The organism is Acinetobacter sp. YH12058 (assembly GCF_013419805.1).
Classification (GTDB): Bacteria; Pseudomonadota; Gammaproteobacteria; order Pseudomonadales; family Moraxellaceae; genus Acinetobacter; species Acinetobacter towneri.
The window spans coordinates 75634-89948 of record NZ_VOZL01000005.1; the positions used below are offsets into that span (position 1 = coordinate 75634).

General features: G+C 39.4%; 11 protein-coding genes. 4 read left to right on the forward strand and 7 right to left on the reverse strand.

What is annotated here, in order from left to right; all coding sequences use genetic code 11:
• The first annotated feature begins 495 nt into the window (after window positions 1-495).
• Window positions 496-732 carry a hypothetical protein gene (locus tag FTU09_RS05110; RefSeq protein ID WP_004976747.1) on the forward strand — a complete coding sequence of 79 codons (237 nt, stop codon included), beginning with the start codon at window positions 496-498 and terminating at the stop codon, window positions 730-732.
• Window positions 733-905: 173 nt separating this feature from the next.
• Here the strand turns inward: FTU09_RS05110 and FTU09_RS05115 are convergent, their stop codons facing one another.
• Window positions 906-1358, reverse strand: coding sequence for a hypothetical protein (locus FTU09_RS05115; protein WP_004976749.1), 453 nt, complete (start codon window positions 1356-1358; stop codon window positions 906-908).
• 140 nt (window positions 1359-1498) lie between these two features.
• On the opposite strand from FTU09_RS05115, the gene FTU09_RS05120 reads away from it, so the two are divergent.
• Window positions 1499-2359 carry an alpha/beta fold hydrolase gene (locus FTU09_RS05120; protein ID WP_096901415.1) on the forward strand — a complete coding sequence of 287 codons (861 nt, stop codon included), beginning with the start codon at window positions 1499-1501 and terminating at the stop codon, window positions 2357-2359.
• Between the two features lie 267 nt (window positions 2360-2626).
• Here FTU09_RS05120 and FTU09_RS05125 read toward each other — a convergent pair whose 3' ends face one another.
• Window positions 2627-4150, reverse strand: coding sequence for a TerC family protein (locus tag FTU09_RS05125; RefSeq protein ID WP_004976753.1), 1524 nt, complete (start codon window positions 4148-4150; stop codon window positions 2627-2629).
• Between the two features lie 777 nt (window positions 4151-4927).
• Between FTU09_RS05125 and FTU09_RS05130 the strand changes: the two genes are divergently transcribed.
• A complete protein-coding gene (locus tag FTU09_RS05130; protein ID WP_180079679.1) occupies window positions 4928-5392 on the forward strand; it encodes a MarR family winged helix-turn-helix transcriptional regulator in 465 nt (154 codons plus the stop codon).
• A gap of 54 nt (window positions 5393-5446) precedes the next feature.
• On the opposite strand, the gene FTU09_RS05135 is transcribed toward FTU09_RS05130, so the two are convergent.
• The 5 genes from FTU09_RS05135 to FTU09_RS05155 all read right to left on the reverse strand — a co-directional run bounded on the left by FTU09_RS05135 (window position 5447) and on the right by FTU09_RS05155 (window position 12657).
• Window positions 5447-6124, reverse strand: a complete 678-nt coding sequence (locus tag FTU09_RS05135) for an SOS response-associated peptidase family protein (protein WP_154320789.1) — start codon at window positions 6122-6124, stop codon at window positions 5447-5449.
• A 115-nt stretch (window positions 6125-6239) separates the two neighbouring features.
• The gene (locus FTU09_RS05140; protein WP_180079681.1) at window positions 6240-7682 is read right to left on the reverse strand and encodes an aldehyde dehydrogenase family protein; all 1443 of its coding nucleotides are present in this window, start codon (window positions 7680-7682) and stop codon (window positions 6240-6242) included.
• A 199-nt stretch (window positions 7683-7881) separates the two neighbouring features.
• A complete protein-coding gene (locus FTU09_RS05145) occupies window positions 7882-10047 on the reverse strand; it encodes a malate synthase G (protein ID WP_096901411.1) in 2166 nt (721 codons plus the stop codon).
• 358 nt (window positions 10048-10405) lie between these two features.
• A complete protein-coding gene (gene zapE / locus FTU09_RS05150; protein ID WP_004976758.1) occupies window positions 10406-11560 on the reverse strand; it encodes a cell division protein ZapE in 1155 nt (384 codons plus the stop codon).
• An 89-nt stretch (window positions 11561-11649) separates the two neighbouring features.
• The gene (locus FTU09_RS05155; RefSeq protein ID WP_180079683.1) at window positions 11650-12657 is read right to left on the reverse strand and encodes an AraC family transcriptional regulator; all 1008 of its coding nucleotides are present in this window, start codon (window positions 12655-12657) and stop codon (window positions 11650-11652) included.
• A gap of 169 nt (window positions 12658-12826) precedes the next feature.
• Between FTU09_RS05155 and FTU09_RS05160 the strand changes: the two genes are divergently transcribed.
• A complete protein-coding gene (locus FTU09_RS05160; protein WP_131261473.1) occupies window positions 12827-14305 on the forward strand; it encodes an NAD(P)/FAD-dependent oxidoreductase in 1479 nt (492 codons plus the stop codon).
• Window positions 14306-14315 lie beyond the last annotated feature (10 nt).

The window sequence follows — 14315 nt, forward strand, 5'->3', positions numbered from 1 at the left end:
TATCCAAATACGAATTTAAGTTAGACAATAATTGTCAGGTTTTACCCAAACCCGCACTTATTGTTTCTTGTGCTAAAACTGCCTCTTTTTAAGGCAATTTATCAGTCATGATAATAGCAACCCAAATAATTATTTGGTATAAATAAACAAATGAAATTAAAATATTTTCAATAAAAAACTAAAACAAAATAAATCATTCACCCATTTTAAGCAGAGCTCAAATTAACGCTAAAGTCGTATAGTCGCCCTCAAAATTAGCTGGCATAAAATATGCAAGTACGATTGAAATCGTATTTAAATGGCTTAAAAAACACACTACTTTTTATTATTTTGTAAATAAATGATAATAAATAGTGGTATTTCATATGAAAATGATGTTTTTTATCAAAATATGACTATAAGGACTTGAAATAGTTTGCTAAACAAGGTAGAACAATAAAACCAATCTGACTGAAATGCTCTGATTTTAGTGATTTATAACAAGGAGGGATGGAGATGTTTTCACATTTCAATACGCAAGTCTTCATTAACGCTCTGAAGGCTAACCAAAATCTAGTTACTTTTTTAAGCACCACTTTTGCACTGATGCTTACCCTATTGCTCCAAGGCTCAATTCAAGGCAACTTGAAACCAACCTATTTTTTATATGCCTTATTGGTATGTATAGCCTTTGCGATTTGGACATCCATTGACCAAAAGTTTCGTGAACATAAAAACGTAGAAGTTCATTAATCTTACCCTAGCACCCACTCATTTTAGCTTTTTCGCTTTCACTTTGCGGCAGATGGATCACTCCTCTGCCGCCAAACTCAAAAAGTAGATTCTAATCATCATTCCTGATCTACAGCAAAAATCTCAAAATCTTCTACGGGCTACCAAGAAAAAATTAAACTGAGCAATTAGAATTACAACAATCCATAGATTGCGCCAAGCAATAACACACTAGTCCCACCCAATTCAGCCACAATCAATAACAGCATCGCCAAACTCATGCACCAACTTGGCAATGTCCATGCTGCAATTTGATGCGGTTGTTTAAATTGATTAGTGGTATCTTTAAGCAATCCATGCAAGATATAACTCAGAATAGAAAAGCTAAAAAATACTAAATTTAGAATCACACAAATTAAAATTACAGTGGCATCCCAAATACAAAAATAAGCCAAGACCGCTAAAATTAAACTTGCAGGTGCATATAACAAACTACTGCGATGTGCGATATCCACATAATAATGAGCACGCGCTTGGGCAGAAGCACGAATTTGCCAATATTTCCACACGCCTGTAAGCATCCCCACCCACAAAAATATTCCACTGAAAATAATCGCAAGGCGCACTGCCAAAGATAAACTTTCCATGTTTAACACTCTTTTATTTTTCGTGTGGCTATTTAACTACACTCGCAGACTACTAAGCTTGACTTTAGAGTCAGAATAAATACAAGTTTCTTTTTGGAACTCGTGTAAAGTAACTTTATTCTCATCATCCTTAAAACATTATGAGCACATTTGAAAGCTTAAATATTATATGTGCAGATGGTTATGCCCTCGCTGCCCGTTATTATCCAAATCAATATACACAAGCACAGCGTCTACCCGTCTTGATTTGTCCCGCGACAGGCATTACCAAGAATTTTTATCACGCTTTTGCCACATGGCTAAATGAACAAGGCTATGCTGTGCTGTGTTTTGATTTTCGTGGTATTGGTGATTCGTTACACGAACCATTGAAACAATGTGAAGCCAGTATTGTTGATTGGGGGCAGTTAGATATTCCTGCAGCAGTAAATACTTTGCTGCAAAAAACGCAAGCTGAACAAGTGGTTTTATTGGGACACAGCGCAGGCGGACAATTACTGGGGATTAATCCTGAATATCATAAAGTGGCAAAAGTCGTAGCTGTTTCAGGCTCTACAGGCCACACAAAAGGTTTAAAAGGTCGTACTCGCCTACTTGCCCCTGTGATGTTTAAAGTTATTTTTCCACTTGCCAGAATCACACATGGTTATGGCCCAACCAATGCAATTGGCATGGGCGAAAACCTACCTAAAAATGTGGCCCAACAATGGGCACAATTTTGTAGCAAACCCGGCTATGTCATCAATGCTATAGGCAAAACAGTTTCACAGCATTATCACGATGAAATTCGTTGCCCGATTACTGCTATTTGGAGTTCGGATGATGAGATTGCCACCGAAGCCAATGTGAAAGATTTACTCCGTCTCTATCCCCATGCATCGACTAATATGATTGAACTTAAACCAAAGCGTTATCAGCATAAAGCCATTGGGCATATGGCGATGTTTAAAAAGTCACATCGAAATTTATGGAATGTGATTGAAAATCAATTGGCAGTTTAATTTTTAGTGGCGAAGTCACATACAAATTAAACATTTGTTTTAGTTTCTCGCATTTTCTTTTCCCTGTTTAAGCAACCAAATTTGTAATCCTGTTTGGTTGTTTCTTTTTTTCTATTCCATGCCACATTTCATGTTCAGCTTTTAAAATCCAGACTTATCGCTGATACACATTTTCAGGATGAAACATCACAATCTTTTTATTACACCATAAAAAAGCTCCACCATTTCGGTAGAGCTTTTTGAGTGATTTAATTCAAAGCTTAGTAATTAGCGTAAGCGAATCATCACAGTTTTAATACGGTTACCATCAAGTTCTGTCACTTCAAAGTGCACACCTTGATAATCCAACTGCGTGCCGACCTGAACTTCACCTTGGGTTTTATCTAAAATCAAACCTGCAACGCTAATGTAGCCTGCATCTTCTTCAATCAGATCCATCATACCCAGTTCAAGTTCAAGCTGGTATAAATCCAGCATACCTGTTGCTTTCCATTCGTTTTCATTGGTTTTAACCAAATCTAACTGTTCGTCTGCATCAGGGAATTCACCTGCAATCGCTTCAAACACATCAAGCGGTGAAATCAAACCTTGAACATTACCAAACTCATCGCTGACTAAAACCAAAGAACCTTTAGAGGTACGTAACGTATTGATCGCATCAATCACTTTCATTTTTTCAAAAATGTAAATTGGACGCTGACGTTTAATTAAAGCTTTAAGCTCTTCTTCTTCGTCCAATACATCCAACAACTCTTTGGCACGTACAATACTAATGACTTTATCTAAACTACCACGACACACTGGGAATAAGCTGTGTGGTACAGATAGAATCTGTTCGCGGATTTGTTCAGGTGAATCTTCAATATCGACCCATGAAATTTGGCTACGTGGCGTCATAATTGATGCGACTGAACGCTCTGCCAAGGTCAAGACACCACCAATCATGTAGCGTTCTTCATCTGCAAACGCTTCTTGCGCTTCGTTATGCAAATCAGGGCTACTGGTTTCAACTCGCCCCCCCATCAATTTTAAAATTGAATCTGCAGTACGGTGACGTAACGGAATTTTTGCTTCATGTTTTGCAACATTGCGCTGACCAAATTGGTTAAACGCTTCAATAGCAATCGCAACACCAATACCCGAATAGATATAACCTTTAGGGATATGGAAGCCAAAACCTTCTGCAATCAAGCTGATACCAATTAATAGTAAGAAGCTTAAACACAAAATCACCACTGTTGGATGACGGTTCACAAAAGCAGTTAATGGCTTAGATGCAAGTAACATCACCAACATTGCAACCACCATGGCAACCATCATCACATAGATGTTGTCGACCATGCCAATTGCGGTAATGACTGAGTCTAAAGAGAAAACTGCATCTAGAACAACAATTTGTGCTACAACTGCGGCAAAACTTGCATAAACCACATTGGTCGTGACTTTGACTTCGGGTTTGCCTTCCATCTTCTCATGCAACTCTCCTACCGCCTTATAGACGAGGAACAAACCGCCACCCAAGAGAATGAGGTCACGCCCTGAAAAGGTTTTTTCAAATAAGGTAATTAACGGTTCGGTTAAAGTAACCAACCAAGAGATTGCAAATAACAATCCTAAACGCATAAACAACGCTAAAGATAAGCCAATCACACGGGCTTTATCACGCTGTTCTGGGGGTAATTTTTCTGCAAGAATTGCAATAAAGACTAGGTTATCAATACCTAATACGATTTCTAGAATAATAAGTGTAATTAAACCAACCCATATTCCCGGATCTAATAAAAACTCCATTAGTTCATAGCTCCGAGATAGTTAGCAGAAATCGAAATATAAAGTAGACCTGCGCACGGCGACGGATCCATAAAAGTAACCTTTTTAGCAATAGATAGCTTAATTATGCACAATCTTGAACATTTGTAATTAAATTTTTAATTTTTTTGAATAAAACTAAACAGTACGATCTATAAGATGGTTTTTACTTTATTTTTCACATTCTTAATTTTTTTAGAGCGATGACAGCCAAACAAAAGCCGTGAGAATGGATTAAAAATGTCAAATGAATTGTAATGTATTTTTAGACGCATTAGTCATAGATTACAACTGTAAGCCAACCCACACTTTAATCTAAACTTAAAATATTGATAAAAAACAACTATTGTTAAAAGATTAGACCAAAGCTTATAATTTTTTTGCAAAATTCAACGCAATAACCCGCACTTTTACCTAAAAGCCAAGTGTACAAATGTATTTTTTTAACTAAAATGCAGCCTAAGTTGATGGTTAAATTGATAATTCAACTTATAAAACCAGATAACTCACTACTAATCCAAACTAAAACAATTCTATAGGATTAATTGATATGACACATGAATATGGATTGAACTTAAACAAATGCCTACGCGCTTGGAAAAATAGCCATTTCAAAGCCAGCTTCTAAATCGAGATTCATCATATTTCGTCAGATTTCAACCAAATTTTAGCCACTGAAAGCATCTTGCTAAGCACATGAGTTTTCACATAAAATGTGAAATATCAAAAATACAATTAAAACAATGCAGGGAATATGCAATGTCCAAGAAATATTCAAAATTTCTACCATCCGCCGACCAATATGATATTGAACAATTTCCGTATTATTGGGTCACACAAGTACATGCTCAATATGTACAGAATGTCGATCAGGCACTTAAAAAGTATGGTTTAGATAATTCTCGCCGTCGTATTTTATTGGCATTAAGGTCAAATGCACATGCGAGTGTGTCTGATTTGTCAGACATGGTGGTGTCAAAAATGTCAACTACAACTAAAATTGTTTATCGTTTAAAAGATGAAGGTTTGGTTGAAACTTATTCTTGTGATGATGATGCGCGTATCACTCGTGTCGTGCTTACTGAAAAAGGTAATGAGATGACCAACAAAATTAATGATCTGACTAGCGTTGTTTTAGAGCAGTCATTTGATGGTTTAACTCCACTACAAATTGAAAAAATGATGGAAAGTTTACGTCATATTTTTAATAATTTAGCACGCTAAACATCACGTTATTGTTCCACATCTGTTCTTATCCTATATAAGCACAAGATGTACTTAAAGATCGAAAAAATTGAGCTGGGGGCTTACTTTTTCGATCTTTGCTTTTGGTACATGTGAACACTCAAACTCGTCTACAGGAAAGCCCTGCACAAAGCTGTGTATGTTCGGTGTTTTCAAACTTAGCCATTCATCTAAACGTGCATGTGGAATAACAATAACAGAACGTTTGACTGGCCCAGGCTCATGAAATTCCTTCATCATCGCGTGATCAATTGCGTCCATGGTAATCATACTCGCAGAACGGACAATTTCTTCCGTGCCTTGCCCATCCTTTAAACGGCAAATTTCATACAGTGCTGCAATAAAAAAGGCCTGTCCATCTTTACGACGTACACCCCAACGCTGCGGTTTACTGTCTATATATTTGGATTCATAAAATTCTGACACAACAATCGCGCCAAATTTACACTTATAAGCAGCTTCACTAAAACTTGGTTTTTCTAATAAAGTTTCGTTACGGCAATTATAGGTTTTTTGCGCAATACTTCTGTCTTCCGCCCATTTGGGAATCAAGCCAAAATTCACCGAGCGCCACTCTAAACCTTGTTCAGACTTAAACAATAGTGGCACACTCGAATTTGGATACGCTTCTTCAGCATATTCAAACGGAATTTCAGGCAGACCTAATGCAGATAATTGCGCTATGCTTATTGGTTTAAAATTGGCACACATATACAAATTGGATGATTAGACACACGCACTATATTATGCGTTTTGATCATGAACAGTAAGTGCGCACCCACGCATTCCTTCTTACTCAAACAAAACGCAGGACAAATAATTACCGTTAAGCTGGCAATGTCAGCCAATGCGTGCGGGTAAATTCTTCAAATATCCAGCGCCCATTAAAACGACCTAAGCCTGAGTTTTTCTCACCACCAAACGGTGCATTGGCATGATCGGCAACGGTAATACCATTAATATGTGTCATTCCAACATCAAACTGTGCTGCAAATTCTGCACCGCGTTCTACATTTGTAGTGCATACAGCAGCAGATAAACCATAGCGTGTACCGTTCGCTAACTGTAAGGCATGTGCGGTATCTGCTGCTTTGAGAATCGGTAAAATAGGTCCAAAACTTTCATTTTGTACAATTTCTGAATCGGCAGCGACATTCACAAAAACATGTGGTGCAACTAAGTTCCCCGTAACCCCGCCCGCATAAACCAATTCTGCACCCTGCGCCTGTGCTTTTTGAATAATATGCTGATGCTTTTTCACCTGTTCTGCATTAATAATTGGCCCAATCAAGGTGTCATTTTTATTCGGATCACCTACTACTAATTGCGACACACTTGCTAACAATTTTTCAAGATAGGCTGCATAAATAGACTGATCGACAATGACCCGATTGGTACTCATGCAAATTTGACCTTGATGCAAAAAGCGCCCCATCACAGTTAGTTCTACGGCCAAATCTATATCTGCATCATCCAAAATGACTAAAGGTGCATTGCCACCGAGTTCTAAGGCGACACGTTTTAAATGCTCACCCGCAACGGCCAGTTGCCCTACATGCTGTCCAACTTCTGTAGAGCCTGTAAATGAAATCATTTTAGGAGTTACATGCTCAACAAAGTAATCACCAATTTCACGACTCGCACCCGCCACCACATTGAGTACGCCTGCAGGCAAGTCTGCTTCTTCGAACAGTTTACCGAGTATAGTTCCACCTGTGACTGGCGTATCACTGGCAGGTTTGAGCACTACACTATTACCACAAGCAATCGCTGTAACCACTGAACGCATAGACAAATGGAAAGGGAAATTCCACGGACTGATCACAGCAATAACACCCAAAGGTTTACGCAAAACAACACTACGGACTTTCGGATCTTTGCTTTCCAGTTGCGTCGTGGTCATTTGCTCGGGAAATTGTGCAGCTTCTTGAATAATCCCTAAAGCAGCATCGACTTCGATATTGGCTTTTAAACGGGTACTGCCCGACTCATCAATCAGCCACTGGATAATTTCTTCGCGTCGTTGCTGAATGACTTGCTCTAAGTTCTTAATGATGTATTGACGCAGACTTGTGGATTGAATCAATTGTTCATCAAAAGCTTTTTGCGCTGTACTATAGGCACTATCAACATCTACCACGCTGGCGCCCTGCATCTCAAAAATTGTAGTTTGATGATATGGATTCAAGTTTGGAATGGTTTTAGTAGATGTCCCAACCGACCACTTGCCGCCAATAAATTGTTGATTCAAATCTTGATATGCTGGCATGTATTTGTCCTTGCGCTACTTTTTATATATGACTTTCACTCTACTCCGCAGCTTGATGTTTTTCTAGCAGCAAGTACATCCTGTAACTATTCAGCTGCAAAATTTTCAAAAAACCATAAGCAAAATACAGGCAACAAAAAAGCCTCCGAAGAGGCTCATTTGTTTGTATTACACAATCAGTAAATCAAATCCTAAAGGATTAATCACCTGTATAACCTTTTAACTTTAAACGCGCTGCGTGTAAAAGTGGCTCTGTGTAACCAGAAGGTTGCTCGCCACCTTTGAAGATCAAGTCAGATGCAGCTTGGAATGCAATGTTATTAGCAAAGTCGTTAGACATAGGCGTGTATAGTGGATCATCAGCATTTTGTTGATCTACAATTTTCGCCATGCGCTGCATTACTTCTTCAACCTGTTCACGCGTTACAATTCCGTGACGTAACCAGTTGGCAACGTGCTGAGAAGAAATACGTAAAGTTGCACGGTCTTCCATCAGGCCCACATCATTGATGTCTGGAACTTTAGAACAACCTACACCCAGATCAACCCAACGAACGACATAACCCAAGATACCTTGGCAGTTATTTTCCAGTTCTTTTAGTTTCTCTTCTTCAGACCAGTTGGTATCAGTTGCAAGAGGTGGAGTTAACAAATCATCTAAAGGCAATGCTTCAGTTGCAAGCAATTCTTGCTGACGGTTTGCTACATTAATTTGATGGTAGTGAATCGCGTGAATCACTGCACCTGTTGGAGACGGAACCCATGCACAGCTTGCGCCTGCTTCAGGATGTTCAGTCTTGGTTTTGTACATGTCTAACAGCATGTCTGGTTTTGGCCACATGCCTTTACCAATCTGTGCTTTACCACGTAGACCTGTTTGTAGACCTACCATGACGTTACGGTTTTCGTAAGCTGGGAACCATTTTTGGCCTTTGATTTCGCCTTTACGAACAAATGGACCTGCTTCCATGAAGGTATGGATTTCATCACCTGTACGATCCATGAAACCGGTGTTAATAAAGATGGTACGGTCTTTCGCCTGAGCAATACAGTTTTTCAGGTTAACAGAGGTACGACGCTCTTCATCCATGATACCGATTTTCAGGGTTTTAGCAGGTAAGCCAAGCGCTTGTTCAGCACGTTCAAACAGCTCAACCGCAAATGCTACTTCTTCTGGACCGTGCATTTTTGGCTTAACGATATACATAGAACCGGTACGTGAGTTCTTGATCGTGTTCTCACCACGGATATCAGCCACAGAAAGCAATGGAGTGACCAATGCATCCATGATGCCTTCATAAATTTCTTCGCCATCTACAAGGATCGCCGGGTTTGTCATCAAGTGACCCACGTTACGAAGCAGCATCAATGAACGGCCATGAACCTTGGTCTCACCGCCTTCAACATTTTTGAAGGTGCGGTCAGCATTTAGTTTACGGGTAATGGTCTTGCCATTTTTCTCGATAGACTCTTCAAGCGTACCTTTCATCAAGCCTAACCAGTTACGGTAGCCTTCAACTTTTTCTTCAGCATCAACTGCTGCAACAGAGTCTTCCAAGTCTTGAATCGTCGTTACAGCCGCTTCAAGCACAACATCTTTCACGCCAGCTGCATCTGTCTGTCCAATTGGGCTGTTTGCATCAATCTGGATGATTGCGTGCAGGCCGTTATTTTTCAGTACGATTTCAGTTGGTGCAGAAGCTTCGCCATTGTAACCAACGAATTTAGAGCTATCCGCAACAGTTGTTGTAGAACCATCTTTTAGGCGAACAACAAGTTTGTTTGCTTCTACAGCATATTGAGTCGCGTCGGCATGTGAACCTTGCGCCAATGGGAAAGTTTCATTTAAGAAGTTTTTCGCGAATGCAATTACTTTTTCACCACGAACTGGGTTGTAGCCTTTACCTTTTTCTGCGCCATTTTCTTCAGAAATAACGTCAAAACCGTAAAGTGCGTCATATAACGAACCCCAACGTGCGTTTGCTGCGTTCAAGCAATAACGTGCGTTACGTACAGGTACTACGAGCTGTGGACCAGCCAATAATGCGATTTCTTCATCAACATTTTCGGTGGTAATTTGAAAATCTTCTACTTCTGGTAATAAGTAGCCAATTTCAGTCAAGAAAGCTTTGTAAGCTTCTAATTCAAATGTATTATTGCGGTGCCATTCATCAATTTTAGCCTGAAGCTCATCACGCTTTGCGAGTAATGTTTTGTTCTTAGGGCTAAGATCGACAACGACTTGCTCAAAGTTTTTCCAGTATGTATCACTGTCCAAACCAGAACCTGGTAATGCTTCATTTTCGATGAAATCGTAAAGTTCTTTAGCAATCGCTAACTTGCCTTTTTGAATACGTGCAGTCATTGTCTTTCCTGATATTGCTACTTTTTATACAAGAGATTCTAGTATACTGATTTATATTTAGCTGAATAGTATTATCACATTTCAAAATAACGATCATTTATTACAAGATGAATGACAACAATCATCATAAATCCTGATCAGAAACACGACACTATTACTCATCTAAATACACTTTTACAGTGTATAAAGTTTTTGAAATGTCGAAATTAGACTTAAGTTCAGATTTTGTTGTAAAAATCGGCGTCAGTCTTATTGCAACCCTTCAAGATTAAGCCATGTTTATGACAAAATGTCGATAAAACCAACAGTCACATCTTTTCTATCATAAAAAAGCGCCTAGTTCTAGGCGCTTAAAAGATCAACTGATTTGATGTTTGGCTTCGGTGGCCTGTATCTGTCGATGTTCTTCATTTAAGTAATCATCAGACTGCATTTCCAATAAACGTGAACGTGTGCGTTCAATTTCAAATGCCAGTTTTTCGCCCTGATAAATTTCAATAATCGAATCTTCAGAAGTCAGTAATAACTTGACACCACGATCATAAAATTCATCGACCAAATAAATAAAACGACGTGTTCCTTCAGACAAGAAGTCTGTTAAATGCGGTACATTGCTCACCAAAACCGTGTTGTAGATGTTGGCAATTTCAATAAAGTCTGCAGGACTACGCGGTTTAAAGCACAGTTCTGAAAATTCACACCACAACACATCTTCAGTATGCGCAATTGTTTCAACAATACGTTGGTTGATAATAATTGGCTCAGAAGAATAATGTTGTGTATTACTCAAAGCACTGAAACGCTGTGCCATCCAGTTTTGATTATCATGCGTTAAAGGCGATTTAAATAATTGCGCCTGTTTCAAAACACGTAAGCGATAATCTACACCAGCATCGACATTTAGCACTTGGCAATGTTTTTTGACCATTTCAATGGTTGGAATAAAACGATCTCGATGGATACCATTTTTATATAAACCGTCTGGGGCGATGTTAGATGTTGCCACCAAAGTAATGCCACGATGGAATAATTTTTGGAACAAGTCACTCAGAATCATCGCATCAGTCACGTTAGATACGAAAAATTCATCGAAACAAATCACCACTGCATCTTTATAAATTTGGTCTGCAACAGAATCGAGCGGGTTACGCTGCCCTGAAAGTTTGTTCAGTTCACGATGCACATGCTGCATAAAGTGGTGAAAGTGCATACGTGTTTTACGTCTAAATGGAATCGAGTCGTAAAACTGATCCATGAGCCATGTTTTACCACGACCTACACCACCCCACATATAAACACCCTGTGGTGCTGTTTGGCGGCGGAAACGGCGGAACGCTTTTTTTGATGCTTTATAGCGTTGAATTAATTCCTGCCACACACGCTCAAGTTCGTGTACAGCCTGCGCCTGCGCATCATCTGGCATAAATTGTCCAGAGGCTAACGCTTGTGCATAACGCTCCGCAGGCGATAATGGAGTAAAGGCTGTGGTTTGTGGCGAATTAAAATCAGACATATTCATCAGTACTTATTTGGGCAAATAGATTATAACGAAGATCGAATCACGAGATATAGCACTTTGGCATAGTTTGCAAAATACTTAGGCTATTTTGTATATTGGCGTGGACTTTGTCCAAACCACCGCTTAAAGGCATGATTAAATGCTGCGGGTTCTGAATAACCAAGTAACTCTGCAATCATTTCAATTGAATATTCCTGATATTCAATTAATCGCAATGCTTTATCTTTGATAAGATCTTCACGAATTTGTTTGTAACTAGTGTTCAATTGTTGCAGTTGATGGCGCAATGTCCGTTCAGGAATTTGCAAAGCATGTGCTGTTTCTGCCATGCTCGGCATACTGCCTTGTTGTAATTCCAAATAATCTTTTACGCGCTGTACCACCGAAGGCGCATCATCTTCGAGTTTAAGTCGCTCTAACTCAATCACGCATTTGGCTTCATAACTACTAAAAGTGACTGCATCGGCAGATGGAATACGTGCTGTGAGAACTGCATCATCAAACCAAAACGCTGCTTGGGGTTGATTAAAAACAATATCTTGACCGTAATAATCATAAAAAGTTTGCAAAACTTCACTTTGCTGCGGCTGTGCAAATGGCAATTCTATGCGAATACGTGGCGCACTCATCCCCATCATTTTATATAGGTCTTGAATAAATTTGAACGTGCCTGAAATTTCACACTGCGCACGCAATACACCTAAACTACTATGTAAATCATTGGGTTGATAACACAAGGCAATATGTCGCGTGCTATGGTGCAAACTCAGTTTCCCGCTTAAATGCGTCAATCCCTGATATTGAATCCCTTTTTCTAATGCAGTGGCAATATCTGGACTGGTCACCAATAACATCAGTAAAGGACCATAACCTGCCAAAGCATAATGCTGTCCAATAAACAGCCCCATTTCAGGCTCTACATCTTCACCAATGACTTTGAGAATATCCCATTCCAAACTCGGATGAATAATTGAACTGGTATCCAGCGCATCTGCACGCAAGCCGATACTTTGCAATTTTGCATCGACATCAACGCCTGCTTTACGCATGCCTTGTATTAAATACATTAAGCCAAGTATGGATCTTTTCATAAAATGAACAGTGCGAAACGGAATATCCTTTTTACCCGATTCATCCACAGATAGAAATTGCCGAAAATATCAATTTTTATGTCAGCACGATCATGTTACCACATGCTGGCTTATTCTATCCTGACTCAAACAAACTCAAGTCAAACAAAATAAATATAAGGATGTCTTCATGCAGGATGCAGCAGCTCATTATCAAGTCGCAATTATTGGCGCAGGCTTTGGTGGATTAGCCATGGCGATTCGTTTGCTACAACGCAACATTCATAACTTTGTGATTTTAGAAAAGTCTAATGAAGTGGGTGGTACTTGGCGTGAAAATCAATACCCTGGCGCGGCTTGTGATGTGCAGTCGCATCTGTATTCATTGTCATTTGCACCCAAAACTGACTGGTCAAAACGCTATGCCGAAGCACCAGAAATTTTTCAGTATATTCAAGATGTGGTGCAACAGTTTAATCTGCGCGAATATTGCCAATTTAACAGCGAAGTGGTGCATACCGAATACCATGAAAAAGACTGTGTATGGCATGTTGCGTTAAAAGATGGCAGACAATTGAGTTGCCAATATTTAGTCTTTGCTTCTGGCCCACTGCATGTGCCACAAATCCCGCACATTAAAGGCATTGAAAAGTTTCAGGGCAAGGTTTTTCACTCGTCTCAATGGGATCATCAATACAACTTAAATAGCAAAGTTGTGGCATCTATTGGCACAGGCGGCAGCGCGATTCAATACATTCCTGAAATTGCACCTCAAGTTAAACAGTTATATGTCATGCAACGTACAGCTGCATGGGTCATTCCACGAGATGAACGCAAATATCTGAATATTGAGAAAAAACTGTTTAAACAAGCAGACTGGTTTAGAAAGTTGCATCGTGCGCGTTTGTATTGGTCGAATGAATCACGTGCAATTCCAATCATGCAACCTAGCGTGATGAAATATACCCAAAAACTGGCAGAAGCCTTTATTCGTTTTCAGGTCAAAGACAAACAATTGGCACAAAAACTCACGCCTGACTACATTATGGGATGTAAACGTATTTTAGTGTCCAATAAATACTTCCCAACTTTTAACCGTGACAACGTCGAATTAGTGACTGATGCAATACAGGAATTGACTGCAGACAGCATCATCACCAAAGATGGTAAAATGCGAAAAATTGATTGTCTGATTTATGGCACAGGCTTTATTACCGATCCGCGTATCTATCTACAGCCATTTAGCTGCATTGGTGAACATGGCGTTGAATTAAAACAGGCATGGAAAGATGGCGCAGAAAGCTATTACGGCATTAGCCACAAAGGTTTTCCGAACCTGTTTCAGTTGCTTGGGCCAAATACAGTTTTGGCGCATAACTCGGTTATTTTTATGATCGAATCGCAAGTCGATTACATTCTGCAAATGATGGATTTGGTGGCACAATCACAGAGCAATGCAATTGTAGTAAAAGATCAAGTACAAGATCAATTTAACCACGATGTGCAAGACATGCTAAATAACACGGTTTGGCAATCTGGCTGTGTAAGTTGGTATCAACAAGATGGTGGAAAAAACTTTGCACTTTGGCCAACCTATACTTGGAAATATTGGCTAAAAACCAAGTCGCTGCATCCGAGTGATTTCAGATTAATCAGTAAAGCGGCATAAATTTCCGCTT

What these genes read in the sequence shown, in the direction of transcription:
- FTU09_RS05115 (WP_004976749.1), bottom strand. Translation starts at nt 1,358, where the DNA reads ATGGAAAGTTTATCTTTGGCAGTGCGCCTTGCGATTATTTTCAGTGGA.
- FTU09_RS05140 (WP_180079681.1), bottom strand. Translation starts at nt 7,682, where the DNA reads ATGCCAGCATATCAAGATTTGAATCAACAATTTATTGGCGGCAAGTGG.
- FTU09_RS05130 (WP_180079679.1), top strand. Translation starts at nt 4,928, where the DNA reads ATGTCCAAGAAATATTCAAAATTTCTACCATCCGCCGACCAATATGAT.
- FTU09_RS05110 (WP_004976747.1), top strand. Translation starts at nt 496, where the DNA reads ATGTTTTCACATTTCAATACGCAAGTCTTCATTAACGCTCTGAAGGCT.
- FTU09_RS05125 (WP_004976753.1), bottom strand. Translation starts at nt 4,150, where the DNA reads ATGGAGTTTTTATTAGATCCGGGAATATGGGTTGGTTTAATTACACTT.
- FTU09_RS05120 (WP_096901415.1), top strand. Translation starts at nt 1,499, where the DNA reads ATGAGCACATTTGAAAGCTTAAATATTATATGTGCAGATGGTTATGCC.
- FTU09_RS05155 (WP_180079683.1), bottom strand. Translation starts at nt 12,657, where the DNA reads ATGAAAAGATCCATACTTGGCTTAATGTATTTAATACAAGGCATGCGT.
- FTU09_RS05160 (WP_131261473.1), top strand. Translation starts at nt 12,827, where the DNA reads ATGCAGGATGCAGCAGCTCATTATCAAGTCGCAATTATTGGCGCAGGC.
- FTU09_RS05135 (WP_154320789.1), bottom strand. Translation starts at nt 6,124, where the DNA reads ATGTGTGCCAATTTTAAACCAATAAGCATAGCGCAATTATCTGCATTA.
- FTU09_RS05145 (WP_096901411.1), bottom strand. Translation starts at nt 10,047, where the DNA reads ATGACTGCACGTATTCAAAAAGGCAAGTTAGCGATTGCTAAAGAACTT.
- zapE (WP_004976758.1), bottom strand. Translation starts at nt 11,560, where the DNA reads ATGTCTGATTTTAATTCGCCACAAACCACAGCCTTTACTCCATTATCG.